The sequence below is a fragment of the Daeguia caeni genome, assembly GCF_042653845.1.
GTDB classification, from domain to species: Bacteria; Pseudomonadota; Alphaproteobacteria; order Rhizobiales; family Rhizobiaceae; genus Brucella; species Brucella caeni.
In genome coordinates this window covers 71,572-91,600 of the sequence record NZ_JBHSEL010000023.1, presented here as the reverse complement: position 1 = coordinate 91,600, position 20,029 = coordinate 71,572, and the positions used below count along the sequence as shown (strand labels likewise).

Sequence of the window (20,029 nt, the reverse complement as noted above, 5' to 3'; positions counted from 1 at the left end):
TTATCAGATGGGCGGCACATCTCTCAAATTTGGCACAAGCGGACTGCGTGGCCTGGCATGCGAACTGAATGGTCTACCGGCCTATGCCTATGCTTACGCCTTTGTGCAGATGCTTGCCGACAGCCTCCAGCCGGGCGCCAATATTTATGTCGGGCGAGATCTTCGTCCCTCCAGCCCGGATATTGCCGCCTTGGCCATGGCGGCAATTGCCGACGCAGGTTTCACCCCCATTGATTGCGGCGAAGTACCAACGCCAGCCCTGAGCCTTCACGCCATGGCAAATCATGCGCCCTGCATCATGGTGACCGGAAGCCATATTCCCGATGACCGCAACGGGTTGAAATTCTATCGTGCCGATGGCGAGATCGACAAGAAAGACGAACAGGCCATTTCCGCCCTTCATGCCAGCCTGCCGGAAGATCTCGCAATCCACATGCTGAACCCGTCCGCAATCGATAAGGCCGCTGGTGAAAACTATGTCGCCCGCTACGTGGATTTTCTGGGCCCCAATGCCCTGCAGGGTCTGCGCATCGGTATTTACCAGCATTCTTCCGTCGCGCGCGATCTGCTGACTGCCACCTTAAGCGCGCTCGGTGCCGAAGTCGTCGCCCTTGGCAGATCCGACATTTTTGTGCCGGTCGATACGGAAGCCTTGCGCGCAGAAGACATCGGGCTTCTGGCACGATGGGCAGGCGATGAGCATTTCGATGCCATCGTTTCCACGGATGGCGATGCGGACAGGCCGTTGATTGCAGATGAAAAAGGGCAGTTCGTGCGTGGCGATCTGGTTGGCGCAATAACCGCCGCATGGGTCGGCGCGGATACGATTGTCACGCCGGTCACCTCCAATTCCGCGCTTGAAAGTTGCGGCCGGTTTGAGCGCATTTTGCGTACCCGCGTCGGCTCGCCCTATGTCATCGAAGGCATGGAACGCGCTGGTAGGGAAAATGCCGCAATCATCGTCGGCTTTGAGGCCAATGGCGGCGTGCTGCTTGGCAGCGATATTGAAAGGTCATGCCGCAAACTCACGGCCCTGCCAACCCGTGATGCATTTTTGCCAATTCTTGCGACGGTTTCAACCATCGCCGACCAGCGCGAGCCCTTATCTCGCATCGCGCAAGGTTTTGGTTTTCGCATTGCGCTCAGCGATCGGCTGCAGAATATTCCACGTGCGACGAGCAGTGCCTTCCTTGCCGCACTTGACCATAGTGAAAAACGCGACGCGCTTTTTCAAAATGCAGGCACTATTGTACGTACAGAAACCATTGACGGCGTGAAGCTGTTTTTTGACAACGGCAACGCCGTCCATTATCGCGCTTCCGGCAATGCGCCGGAACTGCGATGCTATGTGGAAGCAAAAACTGAAAATGACGCCAAGGCATTGCTGGCGCTTGGCCTTGATGTCGCCCGTAATGCAACAAAGGATGCCTGAGCAATGAGCTTTATCCCGGTTATCATCAGTGGCGGTTCCGGTTCGCGCCTCTGGCCGTTGTCTCGCGATGCGCATCCAAAGCCTTTTATTGAATTGCCGGATGGTAGCACATTGATTGGCAGAACCTATGCGCGCGCTTCGCGCCTGCCGGATGTCGAACAGATCCTGACCGTCACCAATCGCGATTTTCTGTTTTTGACGCTTGATGCCTATGCAGGTGAGCACGGCGTTGAAAATGCCAAAGCCATTCATGACACTTTCCTGCTGGAACCGCTTGGCCGCGACACGGCACCCGCCATTGCGCTTGCCACATGCAATATAGCCGCCACGCATGGGCCGGATGCCATCTTGCTGGTGATGCCTGCCGATCATCTGATCGCCGATGAAGCGGCCTTCAGCCAGGCCGTCAGCAAGGCGCGGCAGCTTGCGCAAACCGGGCGCATCGTTACTTTCGGCATTGTGCCCGATCACCCGGAAACAGGTTTCGGCTATATCGAGGCGCAGGGCAATGATGTGCTGCGCTTTGTCGAAAAGCCCGATGCAGCAACGGCCGAAGCCTATGTTGCCAGCGGACGGTATTTCTGGAACTCCGGCATGTTCTGCTTCACCGCTGCCACGATGCTTGATGCCTTGCAGCGCCATGCGCCAGAGATTCTGGCCGGTGTCACGGCCGCGCTTGAAAAAGCGCGCCACGGACAGCAGGGCGAGACGGAAACGCTGGAAATCGCCAGGGCCGAATTCGCCGCCACCCCTGCCATTTCCATTGACTATGCCGTCATGGAAAAGGCCGACAATATTGCCTGTGTGCCGGTATCCTGTGGCTGGTCAGACATTGGCTCATGGGCGGCGATGGCAGACCTGATCAAGCCGGACGCCAATGGCAACCGCCTGAATGGCGAAACAGTGATTGAAGATACGACCAACTGCTTTGTCCTGTCCGAGACCCGTCTGGTCAGCCTGGTTGGCGTCAATGATCTTCTGGTCGTCGACACGCCGGATGCGCTGCTGGTGGCCCATCGCGACAAGGCGCAGGACGTGAAAAGCGTCTTCAATAAGCTGCGTGCTCAGGGACATGAAGCAGCAAAGCTCCATCGTACTGCCCACCGCCCATGGGGAACCTATACGGTTCTGGAAGAAGGCGACGGCTTCAAGATCAAGCGTATCGTGGTCAAACCCGGCCGCCGTTTGAGCCTGCAGGCGCATCACCACCGCTCCGAACACTGGATCGTCGTTTCCGGTACGGCGAAAGTTACCAATGGCGAACGCGAGATTCTGCTGACCACCAATCAGTCGACCTATATTCCATGCGGTTTCAAACACCGGCTGGAAAACCCCGGCATCTTGCCGCTGGTACTGATTGAAGTGCAAAGCGGCGAATATCTCGGCGAAGATGATATCGTCCGTTTTGACGATGTCTATGGCCGCAGTTAATCCACAACTGCCAAGGTTTTGCGCAAAAGCGAATCCGCCTATAGTGCACTGATGACGATCAGACACTTGAGCGAAACCATCATCAACCAAATCGCGGCGGGCGAAGTCATCGAACGCCCCGCCAGCGTGATCAAGGAACTTGTCGAAAACGCCATCGACGCCGCCGCAACCCGAATTGAAATTGTCACAGCGGGTGGCGGCAAGACGCTGATGCGCGTCAGCGACAATGGTTGCGGCATTCCGGTTGATGAGTTGACACTTGCCGTGTCGCGTCATTGCACGTCAAAGCTCACCGATGATGTCCATGATATCCGCGCGCTCGGCTTTCGCGGCGAGGCACTGCCCTCAATCGGATCGGTAGCAAAACTCACATTGAAATCCCGCCCCGAGGGAGCAGATAGCGGTTTTGAAGTCTCCGTTTCCGGTGGTCACATGGAAGGGCCGCGCCCGACAGCCTTGAATCGTGGCACGATTGTTGAAGTGCGCGACCTGTTCTTTGCCACCCCTGCCCGGCTGAAATTCATGAAGACGGAACGCGCCGAGGCGCTGGCCATCACGGAAGTCGTCAAGCGCATCGCCATCGCTTTTCCGCATATCCGTTTTTCTTTGGCCGGCACGGATCGTACTCCGCTTGAGCTGCCTGCAACCGGTACAGGCGCAGAAGCAACACTGGAACGTATCGCCCAGATTCTGGGCAAGGATTTTGCCGACAATGCGCTTGTTCTTGATGCCGAACGCGAAGGCGTGCGGCTTTCGGGTTTTGCCGGCATTCCCTCTTTCAATCGCGGCAATGCGCTGCATCAGTTTGCCTATGTCAATGGCCGGCCTGTCCGCGACAAGCAGATCCTTGGCGCGCTGCGCGGTGCCTATGCCGATGTGATTGCGCGCGACCGCCATCCGGTCGCTGTCCTGTTCCTGACCCTTGATCCGGCGCTGGTTGACGTCAATGTCCATCCCGCGAAAGCCGATGTGCGTTTTCGTGATCCGGGTCTGGTCCGCGGTCTGATCGTCGGCGCCATCAAGCAGGCCTTAAGCCATTCCGGCATCCGCCCGGCCACGAGCGGCGCAGAAGCCATGTTGCAGGCCTTCCGTGCAGAAGGCCTTCAGCCACGTGGCAGTCAGGCTTTCGGCTCCAATCGCTGGAACAACCCTGCTCCACGCAACGAATGGTCGCCGCAGACCGCTCATCCTGCCCATCGTCCGCTTGATCTGGGCCAGCCGGCAAGCCTGCGTGAGGAATCCACCCCCATACTGGGCGATATTGTGATGCCTTCGGCTGATGTGCGCGCCGGTCAGGGAGAGGCACCGGCTGAATTGTTGAAAAAACCGCTCGGTGCGGCACGGGCGCAGATCCATGAAAACTATATTGTCGCGCAAACCGAAGACAGTCTGGTGATTGTCGATCAGCATGCCGCCCATGAACGGCTGGTCTACGAGGCCTTGAAAAATGCACTGCATTCCCGTCCCATTGCCGGTCAGTTGCTACTCATCCCAGAAATTGTCGATCTGCCGGAAGAGGATGCCATCAGGCTTGCCGCGCATGCCGAAACCCTTGCCCGCTTTGGCCTGACCATTGAGCAGTTCGGCCCCGGCGCCATTGCCGTGCGTGAAACCCCGGCCATGCTGGGCGAAATGAATGTGCAACAGCTTATCCGCGATCTTGCCGATGAAATCGCCGAACACGACACATCGGATGGACTGAAATCCATGCTGCATCATGTGGCCGCCACCATGGCCTGCCACGGTTCAGTGCGCGCTGGTCGCCGCTTGCGGCCTGAAGAGATGAATGCGCTGCTGCGTGAAATGGAGGCAACCCCCGGTTCCGGCACATGCAACCATGGACGCCCGACCTATATTGAACTGAAGCTGAGCGATATCGAGCGCCTGTTCGGACGACGCTGATCTCTCCCTGACACGCCACCGGATCAGATGGCGCTGCCCGATGGATAGCTGCCCTTTCAGCTTGGCCGGACTGTTTTTGAATTTGCCGCAGCGCCCTGCATAATCGCAAAAGGATTGTGCTTCAGACGCATCAGAACGCGCCTGGATGGGCATTTCTTGCCTATTTCTATCTTGTTGGAAACAAGTCTGAATTCCAGCATAATAAAGCTAACCTGCCCTTGGCTTTAGCCAGAGCGACTTTTGTTTCGAGCCATTTTGGGGAGAATCTGAGCGGCGCAACCTGATAACCAGCGCACGCAAACAACTGTCGAAACCATACGCCGGAAAGGTTAAGAAATCAACGCCACACCAAGGTCAGAAGGCCGAATTCCTGCCGGACGCAACAGAGAATCACCCCGGCCACACGTGCCGTTTTGGGCGCCCAGTACAGCCTGGCAGACTGCACAACAGAATGCCGTCCAGACGCAGATAAAAGTCACGCAAGCCACGCACACGACAGGATGGACGCAAAACATCAAGATTAGACGGCAGACTATTTTCAGAAATATGATTTATTTTCACATAGTTATTAGAAACCGATTCGAGCTCTGCGCAAGCCCGTTTACGCTCAGGATTTCATGTGAACCTATTCTAAAGAGCTCCACTAGGCAGAAGGAAAAGAATCGGACATAATGACGGCATTCGAGTTATTTTTGCGCCAATGCCGTCATTAGGATAAATTCTCAATGAATAACGCCAGCGTTGCAGCATCAATGTCGTTCGACGACATGATATTAATGCAAGGGAGGGAAATCTCCCGCAAGCTTAATATGCTGCGCCATGAAAACTTCCCCCCGGATGCGCGCAAGGTCTTGCGTCAGTTTTCCATGGCGGAAGCGGCGTATTTTCTTGGCGTATCACCCAGCAATCTGAAAAAGCTGCATCTGGAAGGCAAGGGTGTCCAGCCAACCATCCTGCCCGGTGGACGACGCACCTATACGGCTGAACAGATCCTGGAATTGCGTTACTGGCTTGACCAGAATGGCCGTTCAGAACTGAAGCGCTATGTTCCGCATCGTCGTGGCAATGAAAAACTGCAGGTCATTGCCGTGGTGAATTTCAAGGGCGGCTCCGGCAAGACAACAACAGCTGCGCATCTTGCACAGCATCTGGCTCTGACTGGTCACCGCGTTCTGGCAATTGACCTTGACCCGCAGGCTTCGCTTTCCGCTCTGCACGGCATTCAGCCTGAGCTGGATGAATTTCCTTCGCTCTATGAAGCCATCCGTTATGATTCCGAGCGCAAACCGATTGAGGCGGTTATTCGGAAAACCAATTTTCCGGGTCTTGATATTATTCCTGCCATGCTGGAGCTGCAGGAATATGAATATGACACGCCACTTGCGATGCAGAATGGCGGCGAGGGCAAGACATTCTGGAACCGTATTGCAAATGCGCTGGAGCAGGTCGATTCATCCTATGACGTTGTGGTCATCGACTGCCCACCGCAGCTTGGCTATCTCACGCTGACGGCCCTTTCGGCCGCGACAGCCGTGCTGATCACGGTTCATCCGCAAATGCTGGATCTGATGTCGATGTCACAATTCCTGCTGATGCTGGGCGACATTCTCAAGACAGTCAAACAGGCCGGCGGCGGGGTCCAGCTTGACTGGTTCCGCTATCTGATCACGCGCTATGAGCCGACCGATGTGCCACAGGCGCAGATGGTCGGCTTCATGCAAAGCATGCTGGCCTCACACATGCTGAAAAACCAGATGCTGAAATCGACCGCCATTTCCGATGCCGGTCTGACAAAGCAGACCTTGTATGAAGTGGAGCGTTCATCCATGAATCGCGCCACCTATGATCGCGCCATCGATGCAATGGAAGCGGTCAATTCCGAGATTCGTGGACTGATTCATGCAGCATGGGGACGATAGACGGCCGTCTATTTTGAGAAAATTGAAGCAAAAACAGGACATTACCTGCTTGGGACGAAAAAATGGCACGGAAGAACATATTTGACAGCGTGATGAAGAACGACCTTGCGGATCAGGAAGCCGCAATGCCGCTTGAAAACGCGCCGCGCCGTTTTGGAGCCGCAAAGTCGCTGTCGGCCTCGATTGACGAACTGGCAAAGCAGGCCTCCCGCAATCTTGAAGGCGAGGCCATTGTCGAGCTTGATCCTGCGCTGATCGATGGCTCCTTCGTATCCGACCGCATTGTGGAAGCAGAAGATCCTGAATATGCCGAGCTTCTGGAGGCAATCCGGGAGAGGGGGCAGGACAGCCCGATTCTGGTGCGTCCGCATCCGCAGGCAAATGGCCGGTATCAGATCGTCTTTGGTCATCGCCGTGTACGTGTTGCGCGGGAGCTTGGCCGCAAGGTCAAGGCGGTCATCAAGCCCCTTGCCGATATTGAGCATATTATCAGCCAGGGTCAGGAAAACTCGGCCCGCGCCAATCTGAGCTTCATTGAACGCACCCTGTTTGCAGCACGATTGGAATCTCTGGGCTTTGCCCGCGAAACCATTCAGGCTGCACTCACCATTGATTATCAGACCTTGTCCAAGATGTTGACCATTCCAAAGACCATTCCGGAAAACATTCTGACGGCCATTGGTGCAGCACGAGGCATTGGGCGTGATCGCTGGCTGGAACTACGCAAGCTGATTCAACAGCCTGGCAAGCTGGATGCGGCTCATGAATGCATCGCCAGTGAGGAATTCAGTGCAGCTCAATCGGCTGAGCGATTTGAACTGCTTTACGGCTTTCTCAAAGGAAAACGGAAGTCAAGACCGGTAACCAAGGCCGCCGTCAAGCAGGGCGTCAATTGGGCTGCAGCCGACAAGTCGGTGAAAGCAACTTTGAAACAGAATGGAAAAACAGCAACGCTGGCTTTGAGCTCCACCAATGGGGTTCGCTTTGCAGACTGGATTTCCAGGAATCTGGATTCACTCTACACTTCATTCCTGAATGAAGGCCAGTGAATCTACAAGGGCAGGCGAGGGATTCCTCGTCTGGAGTGCAGTAGTACATTAACAGGCTTTGGAGAGACTAACCAAAGAAGTCAAGAAAGAGGTTGATAGCAAAAGAAAAAGGCCCCCAAACGTTGCCGTCGTGGAAGCCCTTCTCATCAGTTTAGCAGCTAGAGAATCGCAAATCCACGAATCAGTGTCAAGCGTAAACAACGTCAATTTTGGCGGCTGGATATCTTTTGCCTTATCGAAGGTGAAAGAAAATGGATGGTTTTATAGCATCGACGCCTTTCGGCGCTCGATCGGTGACCTATGCCTTGTTAAAAAGGCAGGCGCTGACACGTGATACAGATCGACAGGCGCGCATTGACAAATGGCGACTGCATCGCTTGCTGTGCGAAGCAAAGACGGTTTTTGGCGTAAGCGACCGTTCGCTTGCGGTACTTTCAGCTTTGTTGTCCTTTTATCCGGAAACAGAACTGACCGCAGAATCGAACCTGATCGTTTTCCCATCCAACAGGCAGCTTTCCCTGCGCGCCCATGGCATGGCCGATGCAACATTGCGTCGCCATCTCGCAGCACTGGTGGAAGCCAATCTCATTGCCAGGCATGACAGTCCGAATGGCAAGCGCTATGCCAGACGCGCCAAGGGCGGCGAACTGAAAGTCGCTTTTGGCTTTTCGCTGCAGCCATTGCTGGTGCGTGCCCACGAAATTGAAAAGGCAGCAGAACAGGTAAAAGCGGCAAAAATTGCCCTCACCGAAACGCGCGAGCAATTGAGCCTTCTCAGACGCGACATTGCCAAAATGCTGGAGCTGCCTGTTGCTGACGAATATCTGACGCGCTGGTCGCAGCTTCTTGCCCAATTTCGGCATGTCGTTGCCTCCATTCCACGCCGGGCAGAACTTGATGAACTGAAGATATTTGTCAGTCAATTGGCCGAAATTCGTGCGCAAATTGATAAGCTATTGGCTTTAAATGAAAAAACATCATTTTCGAGCGGCAATGAATCCCAAAATGAGCGGCATTTAAATAATTCAGAGTCAGATTCCCATTCTGAACAGGCGCAAGGCAAGTCAGAAATTCGCACGCCAATAAACCAGATGCCATCGGTCACACTGGATATTGTCCTGCGTTCATGTCCTGAAATTAGCAACTATTCGATTCAGCCCATCCGACACTGGTCTGAGCTTTATGCAACAGCATCACAGATTCATACCTTTCTTGGTATCGACAGAAGACTGTTCCTTCACGCCACACAGCAATTAGGCAAGGAAATGGCAGCGATTGCAATAGCTTGTCTGCTTCAACGGAGCGATACGATCCGTTCTGCCGGAGGATATTTGCGTATTCTCATCGACAAGTCCCTGAAAGGACAGGATCCCGTTCAAGCCCTGCTGCAGAGTGCGATATCGATCAGACAAAAAAGGCAGTCGTCGGAACAGACGCCATCGAGTCGAAAAGCGCATCCCGATTGAGCAAAACAATTTGTCATGATCTCAAACAGATAATATGAACCATCAGGATGAGATAAATGAGTTGAAACATGCCAGTAACACCGTCTGCCCTGCACGATTATCTGAAAGAGCTTGGAATTGAGGTCAAGACCCACACGCATCCCCCGTTGTTCACGGTTGAGGATTCGCAGAAGCTGCGCGGTGAAATCCCAGGCGGACACACCAAAAACCTGTTCCTGAAAGACAAGAAGGATCAGTTCTTTCTGGTTACGGTTGATGAAGAGGCTGTCGTTGACCTCAAGACGATCCATCACATCATTGGGGCGGCAAGCCGCGTTTCCTTTGGCAAGCCGGAGAAATTGCTGGAATATCTGGGCGTTCTGCCAGGATCGGTGACACTGTTTGGTGTTATCAACGATACGGGCCATAATGTACGTGTGATCATCGATTCTGAACTGATGCAGAACGACATCATCAACTGTCATCCGCTGACCAATGAAGCCACGACATCGATCAGGCGTGATGATCTCATTCAGTTTTTGCGATCGACAGGACACGAACCACAAATTCTGGCAGTTTCCGAAAGTGCGAAAGCCAGCATGGCAGTATAGACTGCAGACATATCAGATGGGTCATGTCGGCGCGTCTGGCTAAAATGACGGATGATGATGAAAACCTTGAAAAATAGCCATTCCATCATCACCTGAAACAGGAAACAATCTCTGCTGCGATCTGTAGGATATAAGGATTTTCAGATGACCAATCAGGACAACCCCTATGCTGGTTCTTTTGGTGGCACGAGCGGTCAGCTGTCCGCCAATATGTCATTCGGGGAAAGCACTGCAAAGCCAGGTGGCGATCTGATCAAGGAAACGACCACTGCGACTTTTCAGGCGGATGTCCTGGTTGAATCGCGTAAACAGCCGGTTCTGGTGGATTTCTGGGCGCCATGGTGCGGCCCATGCAAGCAGCTAACGCCCATTCTTGAAAAGGCTGTCATGGAAGCGCGTGGCGCCGTCAAGCTGGTGAAGATGAATATTGATGCACATCCAGCCGTAGCTGGCCAGTTGGGTATTCAGTCCATTCCGGCAGTGATTGCTTTCGTCAACGGCCAGCCGGTTGATGGCTTCATGGGGGCCTTGCCTGAATCCAAGGTGAAGGAATTCATCGCCCGGGTTGGTGGCCCATCGCGTGAGGAAAGCGCGCTGGTCGATGCCATGGCGGCTGCCAGGCAAATGCTGGATGAAGGCAATTTTGCAGAAGCTGCACAGATCTACTCATCTATCCTTGCCGCCCAGCCTGACAATGTGGATGCTGTTGCGGGCCTTGCTTCCTGCCTTATTGAAGCAGATGAACTTGAAAAGGCGCGTGAAGTCCTGGCAAGCCTACCGGATGACAAGAAAAAGGCAGCCCAGATCAGCGCGGTTGAAACCCGCATTGCGCTTGCCGAAGAGGTCAGGAAGATTGGCGATCCGGTGGCTCTGGAAGCCCGTCTGCAGGCTGATCCCAATGATCATCAGGCACGTTTTGATCTGGCACAGGTCCGCAATGCGCAAGGCCGGCGTGAAGATGCCGCCAATGAGCTTCTGGCCATCATGAAGGCTGATCGCAGTTGGAATGATGATGCTGCACGCAAGCAGCTGCTCAAATTTTTCGAAGCATGGGGGAATACGGACAAGGCAACGCTTGTTGCGCGCCGGAAACTGTCATCCTTGCTGTTTTCCTGATTGTCCTGTCGGGCAGAGGGCTTGTCTTCTCGCTTAAGGAGACTGCTATGCAGGTAGGTAATGCACGTTACAGATCAGAAGCCGACATTCCTGAGACCGTGCCGGTTTTTCCGCTGAAAGGCGCCTTGCTTCTGCCTGGCAGTCAATTGCCGCTCAATATTTTCGAACCGCGCTATCTGGCGATGGTCGATCATGCATTGGCTGGCAAGCGCGTTATCGGCATGATCCAGCCAAAGCTCGAAGGCCAGAAACTGGACACAGACGCCATGCTTGATGAAGCATATCGGCCAGAATTGTGTACGGTTGGTTGTCTTGGTCGGATTGTTTCCTTTGCCGAAACGGGCGATGGACGGCTGCTGATCTCGCTGCAGGGTATCTGCCGTTTCCGGGTGATTGAAGAAGTCAATTGCCGTCATCCGTTCCGACAATGCCGGATTACGCCTTTTCTTGGCGATCTTGAGCAAAGGCATGAAGCGGATGAAGTCGATCGTGAGGCGCTGTTGCGCACTTTCCGCGATTATCTTGAGGCCAACAAGCTGGAAGCCGATTGGGACAGTATTGCACGCGCCGGCAATGAAACGCTGGTGAATGCCTTGTCCATGATGTCGCCTTTCGGGCCGGCGGAAAAACAGGCTCTGCTTGAAGCGCCGGATCTGAAAACACGAGCGGCAACCCTGATTGCGATCACCGAAATGGTTCTGGCACGCAAGAACGACACGGATTTTGGCTCGCGGCTGCAATGATCAGCGACGAAAAGCAGGAATAACCATGATCGAGAAAACCGAAACTGGCGAACTGGACGTCAAATTGCTGGAATTGCTGGTATGCCCGCTGACGAAAGGGCCGCTCGAATATGATCGTGAGCGTCATGAGCTGATATCGCGCAAGGCAAAGCTTGCCTATCCCGTGCGCGGCAATATTCCGATCATGCTGCCATCCGAAGCGCGGCCAATTGACTGAAGATCAGGGAGATTGGCCGGATAAACGCTTTGTTCCATTTCCAATGAAGCTTGTGTCATAAAATTACGGCAGTTCACGATATTTTTTTTCAGAAGTTTCAGGGCGACTTCGTGTTGCACCTGAAGCTGCAGCATTCTATAACCCTTGCGAAATTGAAAAAGGGCTTCCGAAAACGGAAAACGGGTTCGGAAGAACGGCACGCATCAACACGGAAGCTCAGACATTGAGTATGGCTTCATGCCCAAACGCAATGTTCTGACAAATAGAGGCGGCAAGGGCAATTGCCGTCTCATATGTTTGGAAAAACAAAGGCTTGGTATTATGGCAACCAGAAAACTTCTTCTCCTGCCCGGTGATGGCATTGGCCCCGAAGCCATGGCAGAGGTACGCAAGATCATCGCTTACCTGAATTCGGATCTCCACCTTGGTTTCGAAACGGAAGAAGGCCTCGTCGGCGGTTCTGCCTATGACGCCCATGGCCAGGCCATTTCCGAAGAAGACATGCAGAAGGCGCTGAATGCTGATGCCGTTCTGTTTGGCGCGGTTGGTGGCCCGAAGTGGGACAATGTTCCTTATGAAGTTCGCCCGGAAGCAGGACTTTTGCGCCTGCGCAAGGATATGGGTCTTTATGCAAACTTGCGTCCGGCAATCTGTTATCCGGCGCTGGCCGGTTCTTCTTCTCTTAAGCCGGAAGTGGTCGAAGGCCTCGACATTCTGATCATGCGTGAACTGACCGGCGGCGTTTATTTTGGCGAGCCGAAGGAAATCATTGACCTTGGCAATGGCCAGAAGCGTGCGATCGACACGCAGGTCTATGATACTTATGAAATCGAACGTATTGCCGACATCGCCTTTGAACTGGCCCGTACCCGCCGCGGCAAGGTCACGTCGATGGAAAAGCGCAATGTGATGAAGTCCGGTGTACTGTGGAACCAGGTTGTCACAGCCCGTCACAAGGAAAAATATGCCGATGTCGAACTTGAACACATGCTGGCTGATGCTGGCGGCATGCAGCTTGTGCGCTGGCCAAAGCAGTTCGACGTCATCCTGACCGACAATCTGTTCGGCGATCTTCTGTCTGACGTTGCCGCAATGCTCACCGGCTCGCTCGGCATGCTGCCTTCAGCCTCGCTTGGCGCAACCGATCCGGTTACCGGCAAGCGCAAGGCACTTTATGAGCCGGTTCATGGCTCGGCACCGGATATTGCCGGCAAGGGCGTCGCCAATCCGATCGCAATGATTGCTTCGCTTGCCATGTGCCTGCGCTATTCCTTCAATCTGATTGAGGAAGCCAACCGTCTGGAAGCTGCAATTGCCGGTGTTCTGGATGATGGCCTGCGCACGGCCGACATCTGGTCTGAAGGCACGAAGAAGGTTGGAACCTCTGAAATGGGCGACGCAATCCTCGCCAAGTTCAAGGCGCTTGCCGCCTAAAGGATTGATTGTTTCAAACAGTTCCGGAAGTGCCGGTCATGCCGGCACTTCTTTAATTTTAATGCGCCTGCCCGTATGACAAGGGTGACTGCTGTGCCCGATGCGAAAGGCGCACGATGCGCGCCCGTATCAGGCCGTCAGAGCCTTTATTTCCGCATCAGCAATATAGGTGAATTGCTGCAGCGTCATGGTATCAAGCACATTGGCTACGGCTTCACGCACCTGCAACATGGAGCGGCGTACCTGACAGGTGTCCAGATTTTCGCAATCCTCGCATGGTTCATAAGCCGTCCGGCTGGCACAGCGAATGGGGGCCAATGGGCCATCCAGAATGCGGATGATCTGCCCGATGGTGATTTCTGTCGCTTCCTTGGACAGGCTGTACCCCCCGCTTGGTCCTTTCTTGGAGCGCAAGATGCCGTCATTGCGAAGTTCAAGCAGGATGGCATCCAGAAACTTCTTCGGAATATTGTTCTTGCTGGCAATATCCGCAACGAAGGCAGTTTCTCCCGGTTCAAGCATGGCCAGATAGGCCAATGCTTTCAGTCCATATTTCCCCTTTTTTGTCAGCATGTAATCTCCGCCGATTTTTTCCGGAGTGTTATGCATGAATTTGAATAAAATAATAGAGACTATCTGAGCTTCTATCCTAAAAATCCGTCTTTTGTTTTAACCCCTGTGTGGTAAAACAAGTTCTGTCGGTATGAGTTCTAGCCGGTTGCCGTTGAAATCATCCTGATCAAGCAGTTTATAGCAACGCTCAACCATTGCTTGTACATTCTGGCGCACCATGACCACTGGAAAATGCAGCAACTCAATGAAGGGGTCATAGTCAAAGCAGCCGATGGAGCATTGATGTATTTCTTCAATAGGCAGGTTTTTAAGAAAACGGACAATGCCTTCGAAGGCAATACTTGAGTTGACGAACAATATTTCCGGCAGGCTGCCCAGCCTGTTGTAAACGGAGCGGATCGTGTCTTCCGCCACACGGGCATCATAGCCTTCGGCAGAGATCGTGTCCGGCTTGATCTGGATGCCGGCCTGAGTCAATTCGGTCGAAAAGCCGCGAATACGCTCCATCGTATTATAGTCGGTGGCAATGCCGCCGATGAAATGGAAGCTGTTCTGGCTTGCCTTTGTGCGCCGCGCCAGAATTTCACGCGTCAGCGCGCGGGCGCCCCGATAATTGTCACTGATAACCGAAACGCCCTGATGGCCCGGCAGGTCAAGGTTGATGTGCTTGAGCTTTGCTGCATCACAAAGCCGGGCCACGCTGTCAGGATCGGTCGCGCCAGCGATAAATAGTGCATCGACATTATGTGCAATCAACGCCTCCACGGTGTTGCGCTCCTCTTTCGGGTCGCGATAGGTGCTCACAACGGCCGGAACGAGATTGCGCGCGCGGGCAATGGTTTCAAATGCGGCAGCCAGCGAGCTGAAATAACGGTTATCCAGCATGGGCAGGATCATGCCAACCATGCCCGAATTGGATATGCGCAAGCCCCGCGCCTGCAGATTGATGGTATAGCCCAGCTCATCCGCAATCTTGCGCACCCTGTTTGCGGTTGCCTCGGTAATGCGCCTGGCCTTCCACGAGCCATTCATGACAGACGCCACCGTCGATGCAGAAACACCAGCTTTGGTTGATATGTCATAGATCGTGGTTTTGCGTGGCGTACTCATAGTAATTCGATGCCCAGTCAGCCCAGAGCAATTCAGATTATCAATGCTGAATTGCTTTCACATGTTGGTTGCGCAGTCCCGAACGGAAAACCCGTTCCCATTTTTTCCGAAACTGCTCTAGACGGCACAATCAGGTCTGGATCAGCCAAAGGTCAGATACCAATCCTGTCCCGATAGTGCCCGAAATTGATGACTTCCCCGCAAATAGGGGAAGCTTTATGCCGGAATTCTGGAATAGCAATCAGTTGGGCGAAATATGTCCATGCGCCTCTATATTGCCTTCTCCTCCTTTTTGCCCGTACTTGCTTAGCATAGTTTGATCATTGCACAAAAGGAACACCATCGATTGTGCAAAAATCAGACGATGCCAACAAATATTGCAAATGCCTTGTGTAATTAGAGCTAAAATATGTGTTTTCTGCTGTGTCAGGCAGGCAAAGGCTATTGCTGCATATAATTGCACGCTGGAAATGAGAGTTATGCGTACAATTTCATGCGTTCTGGCTGCATTTTGGCGCGTATCTGCATTCCTCGTATCAAGGCATGTGGTCAGGCATGTGTGATGTGGAGGGCAAAATCTTGCTCGTGAATCCGTATTGACACGATTTGGATTCTTGTCAATATGACAGCGCAATCGATGGTGCTTGAAAGACAGTGCCAATTTTTGCGCATCTGTAGGGCCATATCGCCGGCGGAGGGAAGTTCCAGTCAGGATTGAAATTAGAACTGATCGTTTTCCGTTGAAATTCTGACGTGAGGATATGTGCCTTCATGGTCATTTCGGGGAAGACGGTCTGCACCGTCGATAGGGAGGGGCGTCTTTGCGACAAGACGGTCTTCTGCGGTTCAAGAAACAAAAGACAAACAGTTTACTCAGGGAGTGAGTTATGACGGTCGGTAAGTTTAGCCAGAAATTTGGCGTTGCAAGCTTTGCTGCCATTGCGATGTCGATCTTTTCAGGCGGCATGGCTCAGGCTGAAGTCAAGGATGCAACTGTTGCATTCCTGATGCCTGATCAGGCCTCCACGCGTTATGAGGAACGCGACTATCCAGGCTTTGCCGCAGAAATGAAGAAACTGTGCGAAAGCTGCAAGGTCATCTATCTCAATGGTGATGGCGACGCCACCAAGCAGCAGCAGCAGTTCAACTCGGTTCTCGCTCAGGGCGCCAAGGTCATCGTTCTCGATGCAGTTGATACTGCAGCCGCAGCTTCGCTCGTCAAGCTCGCTCAGTCGCAGGGTGTAAAGGTTATCGCTTACGATCGTCCGATCCCGGATGCAGTTTCGGACTTCTACATTTCCTTCGACAATGTCGCAATTGGCAAGACGATTGCTGAATCGCTGGTCAAGCATCTGAAGGACAACAATGTTCCGACCGACAAGGGTGGCGTGCTTCAGGTCAACGGTTCCCCAACCGACGCGGCTGCCGGCCTCATTCGAGATGGCATCCATGCCGGTCTCAAGGACAGCGGCTACAAGACCCTGGCTGAATTCGATACGCCGGACTGGGTTCCGGCCAAGGCTCAGCAGTGGGTCAGCGGCCAGATCACCCGTTTCCCGGGCGAGATCGTTGGTGTCGTTGCCGCCAATGACGGCACGGCTGGTGGCGCGATTGCTGCCATGAAGGCAGGTGGTGTCAACCCGCTTCCGCCGGTCACCGGCAATGACGCAACCACTGCTGCTCTCCAGCTTATCATTGCTGGTGACCAGTACAATACCATCAGCAAGCCTTCGGAAATCGTTGCCAGCGAAGCTGCACGTGTTGCCGTTCAGCTGCTCAATGGTGAAACGCCAAAGGCTGAAACGACCCTGTACAACACTCCTTCGAAGCTCTTTGTTCCAGCCCTGATCACGGCTGAAAACATCAAGGAAGAAATCTTCGACAAGGGTATCGCCAAGGCTGAAACGGTTTGCGTTGATTCTTACGCGGAAGCCTGCAAGAAGCTCGGCATCACGAACTAATTCAGACTCAATGCCTGGCTGGCCTTTTGTCAGCCAGGCATTGCTATTCAGCAGGTGCGCGTACTGCACGCGGGCCCCTCGGGAAGACAGACCATGTCCGACATGAAAAGTGCAGCCTCAACAGACAAAAAGCCTGTTTTGCGGCTCAGCAAGATCTCAAAGAATTTTGGCGCTGTATCGGCGCTGACCGATATCGATCTGGAAGTTTATCCGGGCGAAGTTGTTGCTCTCGTTGGCGACAATGGTGCGGGTAAGTCGACGCTGATCAAGACGCTGGCAGGCGTGCATCAGCCAACTTCCGGAACGATCGAGTTCAATGGTGAACAGGTCGTATTGTCCTCGCCAGGTGTCGCGCTTGACCTTGGCATTGCCACCGTGTTCCAGGATCTCGCCTTGTGCGAGAATCTCGACGTTGTCTCCAATATCTTCCTTGGCCGTGAACTGAGCCCATGGCGTCTTGATGAAGTTTCGATGGAAATCAAGGCGTGGAAGCTTTTGAATGAACTTTCCGCGCGTATCCCGAGTGTGCGCGAGCCGGTAGCTTCCCTGTCCGGTGGTCAGCGCCAGACGGTCGCCATTGCGCGCTCGCTCCTGCTTGATCCTAAGCTCATCATGCTGGACGAGCCGACGGCCGCTCTTGGCGTGGCCCAGACGGCGGAAGTGCTTGACCTGATCGAGCGCGTGCGTGACCGTGGTCTCGGCGTCATCATGATCAGCCACAATATGGAAGACGTACGCGCCGTTGCAGACCGCATCGTGGTCTTGCGCCTTGGCCGCAACAATGGCGTCTTCTATCCGGATTCATCCAATGAGGAACTTGTTGCCGCCATTACGGGTGCAACCAGCAATTCCGTTTCGCGCCGTGCCGAACGGCGCGCACAAAATGCCGACAAGGGTCGGGGAGATGCCGCATGAGCAACACAGCTAGCAACACGCCGCTCGATCGGCAGGATGTTCGCGTTCGCAATGACGAAGGCGTAGCCGGTGCAATCCGTGGCTTCATTGACCGTGTACGTACGGGTGATCTGGGATCGCTTCCCGTCATCGTTGGTCTTGCCATCATCTGGACGGTGTTCCAGTCGCTGAACCCGGTTTTCCTTTCGAGCAACAACCTCGTCAATCTGCTGTTTGACTGCTCGACCATCGGTGTCATCTCGCTTGGCATTGTCTGCGTCTTGATGCTGGGTGAAATCGATCTGTCGGTCGGCTCGGTCAGCGGTCTTGCCTCGGCAATCGTTGGCGTGCTCTGGGTCAATCATGGCTGGAATGTCGCAGCCGCCATCATTGCCGCCATCTGCACCGGTTCCGTGATCGGCCTTGTCTATGCCACGCTCTATAACCGCTTCAGCATGCCGAGCTTTGTCTCAACGCTGTCCGGCCTGCTTGCCGCCCTCGGCATGCAGCTTTATCTGCTTGGCAATACCGGCTCGATCAACCTGCCTTATGGCTCGTGGCTTGTCACTTTCGGCCAGCTTCTCGTCATGCCGGCCTTCATTTCCTATGGCCTTGTCATTCTGGCCGGTCTGGCAATGTTCCTGAGCGGCTTCCGTTCGGCGCAGCGCCGCAAGGCGGCAGGCTTGTCAGCTGCCTCCACCGCCGGTATCGCCCTGAAGGCGATTGTCGTCACGCTGCTGCTTGTTGGCGTTGTCTGGTATCTCAATACGTCGCGTGGCGTGCCGTGGATGTTCGGCTTCTTTGTCGCGCTGGTCGTTGCGATGAATTATGCCCTGACCCGTACCAGCTGGGGCCGCGCCATGCATGCGGTTGGTGGCAACAAGGAAGCCGCACGCCGTGCCGGTATCAATGTCAGTTTCATCTATATTTCGGCTTTCATGGCCTGCTCGACGCTTGCCGCAACCGGTGGCGTTCTGGCTGCTGCGCGTCTTGCCTCGTCCAGCCAGCAGGCCGGTACGGGGGACGTCAACCTCAATGCCATTGCCGCAGCCGTCATCGGAGGCACCAGCCTGTTCGGTGGTCGTGGCAGTGCATGGTCGGCACTTCTCGGTATCATCGTGATCCAGTCGATCGCCAGTGGTCTGACGCTGCTCGACCTGTCGTCTGCGCTTCGCTACATGATCACCGGTGCAGTTCTTGCAATCGCAGTCATTGTTGACTCGCTTGCCCGGCGCTCACGCCAGTCGCACGGCCGCGCCTGATGACAATTTCCGGGGCGGCCGATCAGCCGCCCCGTTGCAGTTTCAAGCAGTCTCGATTTCGGCTGACCGGCCTGACTGCATGTGGGCATTTCGCTTATGCCTTTTTTCTGGAAATGCCCTGACCTTAGGTTTCACGCATGTTCTGGCGCATCCTTGCCGACATGCTTCTTGGAAGGACAATTGAAATGGCTCAGGATCTCAGCGGCAAAATTGCAGCAATCACGGGTGCGGCATCGGGCATCGGCTTTGAGTGCGCAAAGCATATGGTGGAAGCCGGCATGACGGTTTTCCTTATTGACCGTGATGAAAAGGCTCTGACTGAAAAATGCGCCGAGCTTGGTGCCAATGCCAGGCCGATCGTGATCGACCTGCTCAATCCGGAATCTGTCTCGACCATGATGCCGCAGATTTTGGCTCAGGCAGATCATCTCGACATTTTCTACGCAAATGCCGGTTCCTATATTGGCGGCCCGCTGTGGGAAGGCAATCCGGATCAGTGGGATCGCATGCTGAACCTCAACATCAATGCCGCTTTCCGCTCGGTGCGTGAGGTTCTGCCGCACATGATGGAACGCAAGTCCGGCGATATCCTGATGACAAGCTCGGTCGCAGGCGTTGTTCCTGTCATCTGGGAGCCGATCTATACTGCTTCCAAACATGCCGTTCAGGCTTTCATCCATACGGTTCGCCGTCAGGTCGCACCACATGGCATCCGCGTTGGCGGTGTGCTGCCGGGCCCGGTCGTTACCGCGCTCATAAGCGATTGGCCAAAGGCCAAGCTTGAAGAAGCGCTGGCTGCAGGTAGCCTGATGGAAGCCAAGGAAGTCGCCGAATGCGTGATGTTCATGCTGAGCCGTCCGCGCAATATCACCATTCGTGATCTTGTCATCCTGCCACAGAGCCTTGATCTCTGACGGAAACGCAAGGACG

At 54.3% G+C, this 20,029-nt stretch carries 17 protein-coding genes; 15 read left to right on the top strand and 2 right to left on the bottom strand.

The features are described from left to right. Positions 1-7: 7 nt before the first annotated feature. The 11 genes from ACFO1V_RS02245 to leuB all read left to right on the top strand — a co-directional run bounded on the left by ACFO1V_RS02245 (position 8) and on the right by leuB (position 13,299). On the top strand, positions 8-1,432 hold the full coding sequence (locus tag ACFO1V_RS02245; protein ID WP_374831603.1) for a phosphomannomutase: 1,425 nt from the start codon (positions 8-10) through the stop codon (positions 1,430-1,432). 3 nt (positions 1,433-1,435) lie between these two features. Beyond that, a complete protein-coding gene (locus ACFO1V_RS02240) occupies positions 1,436-2,863 on the top strand; it encodes a mannose-1-phosphate guanylyltransferase/mannose-6-phosphate isomerase (protein ID WP_374831601.1) in 1,428 nt (475 codons plus the stop codon). Between the two features lie 51 nt (positions 2,864-2,914). Beyond that, entirely contained in the window at positions 2,915-4,765 is a 1,851-nt protein-coding gene (gene mutL / locus ACFO1V_RS02235; RefSeq protein ID WP_374831599.1) for a DNA mismatch repair endonuclease MutL, read from the top strand. A 725-nt stretch (positions 4,766-5,490) separates the two neighbouring features. After that, complete coding sequence (gene repA / locus ACFO1V_RS02230) at positions 5,491-6,684, top strand: plasmid partitioning protein RepA (protein WP_374831597.1); 1,194 nt, start codon at positions 5,491-5,493, stop codon at positions 6,682-6,684. Between the two features lie 62 nt (positions 6,685-6,746). After that, positions 6,747-7,733 (top strand): plasmid partitioning protein RepB, encoded by a 987-nt coding sequence (gene repB, locus ACFO1V_RS02225; RefSeq protein WP_374831595.1) that lies wholly within the window; start codon positions 6,747-6,749, stop codon positions 7,731-7,733. Positions 7,734-7,984: 251 nt separating this feature from the next. Then, entirely contained in the window at positions 7,985-9,199 is a 1,215-nt protein-coding gene (gene repC, locus ACFO1V_RS02220) for a plasmid replication protein RepC (protein WP_374831593.1), read from the top strand. Positions 9,200-9,267: 68 nt separating this feature from the next. Then, positions 9,268-9,789 (top strand): prolyl-tRNA synthetase associated domain-containing protein, encoded by a 522-nt coding sequence (locus ACFO1V_RS02215; RefSeq protein ID WP_374831591.1) that lies wholly within the window; start codon positions 9,268-9,270, stop codon positions 9,787-9,789. Between the two features lie 144 nt (positions 9,790-9,933). Then, the gene (trxA, locus tag ACFO1V_RS02210) at positions 9,934-10,905 is read left to right on the top strand and encodes a thioredoxin (RefSeq protein WP_374831589.1); all 972 of its coding nucleotides are present in this window, start codon (positions 9,934-9,936) and stop codon (positions 10,903-10,905) included. A 47-nt stretch (positions 10,906-10,952) separates the two neighbouring features. Further along, on the top strand, positions 10,953-11,648 hold the full coding sequence (locus ACFO1V_RS02205) for an LON peptidase substrate-binding domain-containing protein (RefSeq protein ID WP_374831587.1): 696 nt from the start codon (positions 10,953-10,955) through the stop codon (positions 11,646-11,648). A 25-nt stretch (positions 11,649-11,673) separates the two neighbouring features. Further along, positions 11,674-11,865 (top strand): Trm112 family protein, encoded by a 192-nt coding sequence (locus ACFO1V_RS02200; protein ID WP_374831585.1) that lies wholly within the window; start codon positions 11,674-11,676, stop codon positions 11,863-11,865. A 321-nt stretch (positions 11,866-12,186) separates the two neighbouring features. Beyond that, positions 12,187-13,299: a 3-isopropylmalate dehydrogenase gene (leuB, locus tag ACFO1V_RS02195; RefSeq protein WP_374831583.1), complete on the top strand. Its 1,113-nt coding sequence runs from the start codon at positions 12,187-12,189 to the stop codon at positions 13,297-13,299. 129 nt (positions 13,300-13,428) lie between these two features. On the opposite strand, the gene ACFO1V_RS02190 is transcribed toward leuB, so the two are convergent. Together ACFO1V_RS02190 and ACFO1V_RS02185 are read right to left on the bottom strand one after the other, a co-directional pair. Next, positions 13,429-13,872 carry an RrF2 family transcriptional regulator gene (locus ACFO1V_RS02190; RefSeq protein WP_374831581.1) on the bottom strand — a complete coding sequence of 148 codons (444 nt, stop codon included), beginning with the start codon at positions 13,870-13,872 and terminating at the stop codon, positions 13,429-13,431. Between the two features lie 96 nt (positions 13,873-13,968). Then, positions 13,969-14,982 (bottom strand): LacI family DNA-binding transcriptional regulator, encoded by a 1,014-nt coding sequence (locus ACFO1V_RS02185; RefSeq protein ID WP_374831579.1) that lies wholly within the window; start codon positions 14,980-14,982, stop codon positions 13,969-13,971. Positions 14,983-15,926: 944 nt separating this feature from the next. On the opposite strand from ACFO1V_RS02185, the gene ACFO1V_RS02180 reads away from it, so the two are divergent. The 4 genes from ACFO1V_RS02180 to ACFO1V_RS02165 all read left to right on the top strand — a co-directional run bounded on the left by ACFO1V_RS02180 (position 15,927) and on the right by ACFO1V_RS02165 (position 20,013). Beyond that, positions 15,927-16,943, top strand: coding sequence for an ABC transporter substrate-binding protein (locus tag ACFO1V_RS02180; RefSeq protein WP_374831635.1), 1,017 nt, complete (start codon positions 15,927-15,929; stop codon positions 16,941-16,943). 93 nt (positions 16,944-17,036) lie between these two features. Continuing rightward, complete coding sequence (locus ACFO1V_RS02175) at positions 17,037-17,858, top strand: ATP-binding cassette domain-containing protein (protein WP_374831577.1); 822 nt, start codon at positions 17,037-17,039, stop codon at positions 17,856-17,858. Then, on the top strand, positions 17,855-19,099 hold the full coding sequence (locus ACFO1V_RS02170) for a sugar ABC transporter permease (protein WP_374831575.1): 1,245 nt from the start codon (positions 17,855-17,857) through the stop codon (positions 19,097-19,099). Before ACFO1V_RS02175 ends, ACFO1V_RS02170 begins: the two co-directional genes overlap by 4 nt. A 185-nt stretch (positions 19,100-19,284) precedes the next feature. Beyond that, positions 19,285-20,013 (top strand): SDR family oxidoreductase, encoded by a 729-nt coding sequence (locus ACFO1V_RS02165; RefSeq protein WP_374831573.1) that lies wholly within the window; start codon positions 19,285-19,287, stop codon positions 20,011-20,013. Positions 20,014-20,029: the final 16 nt, after the last annotated feature.

What these genes read in the sequence shown, in the direction of transcription:
- ACFO1V_RS02205 (WP_374831587.1), top strand. Translation starts at nt 10,953, where the DNA reads ATGCAGGTAGGTAATGCACGTTACAGATCAGAAGCCGACATTCCTGAG.
- leuB (WP_374831583.1), top strand. Translation starts at nt 12,187, where the DNA reads ATGGCAACCAGAAAACTTCTTCTCCTGCCCGGTGATGGCATTGGCCCC.
- ACFO1V_RS02175 (WP_374831577.1), top strand. Translation starts at nt 17,037, where the DNA reads ATGTCCGACATGAAAAGTGCAGCCTCAACAGACAAAAAGCCTGTTTTG.
- ACFO1V_RS02215 (WP_374831591.1), top strand. Translation starts at nt 9,268, where the DNA reads ATGCCAGTAACACCGTCTGCCCTGCACGATTATCTGAAAGAGCTTGGA.
- trxA (WP_374831589.1), top strand. Translation starts at nt 9,934, where the DNA reads ATGACCAATCAGGACAACCCCTATGCTGGTTCTTTTGGTGGCACGAGC.
- ACFO1V_RS02240 (WP_374831601.1), top strand. Translation starts at nt 1,436, where the DNA reads ATGAGCTTTATCCCGGTTATCATCAGTGGCGGTTCCGGTTCGCGCCTC.
- ACFO1V_RS02200 (WP_374831585.1), top strand. Translation starts at nt 11,674, where the DNA reads ATGATCGAGAAAACCGAAACTGGCGAACTGGACGTCAAATTGCTGGAA.
- ACFO1V_RS02180 (WP_374831635.1), top strand. Translation starts at nt 15,927, where the DNA reads ATGTCGATCTTTTCAGGCGGCATGGCTCAGGCTGAAGTCAAGGATGCA.
- mutL (WP_374831599.1), top strand. Translation starts at nt 2,915, where the DNA reads ATGACGATCAGACACTTGAGCGAAACCATCATCAACCAAATCGCGGCG.
- repC (WP_374831593.1), top strand. Translation starts at nt 7,985, where the DNA reads ATGGATGGTTTTATAGCATCGACGCCTTTCGGCGCTCGATCGGTGACC.
- repA (WP_374831597.1), top strand. Translation starts at nt 5,491, where the DNA reads ATGAATAACGCCAGCGTTGCAGCATCAATGTCGTTCGACGACATGATA.
- ACFO1V_RS02190 (WP_374831581.1), bottom strand. Translation starts at nt 13,872, where the DNA reads ATGCTGACAAAAAAGGGGAAATATGGACTGAAAGCATTGGCCTATCTG.
- ACFO1V_RS02245 (WP_374831603.1), top strand. Translation starts at nt 8, where the DNA reads ATGGGCGGCACATCTCTCAAATTTGGCACAAGCGGACTGCGTGGCCTG.
- ACFO1V_RS02185 (WP_374831579.1), bottom strand. Translation starts at nt 14,982, where the DNA reads ATGAGTACGCCACGCAAAACCACGATCTATGACATATCAACCAAAGCT.
- ACFO1V_RS02170 (WP_374831575.1), top strand. Translation starts at nt 17,855, where the DNA reads ATGAGCAACACAGCTAGCAACACGCCGCTCGATCGGCAGGATGTTCGC.
- ACFO1V_RS02165 (WP_374831573.1), top strand. Translation starts at nt 19,285, where the DNA reads ATGGCTCAGGATCTCAGCGGCAAAATTGCAGCAATCACGGGTGCGGCA.
- repB (WP_374831595.1), top strand. Translation starts at nt 6,747, where the DNA reads ATGGCACGGAAGAACATATTTGACAGCGTGATGAAGAACGACCTTGCG.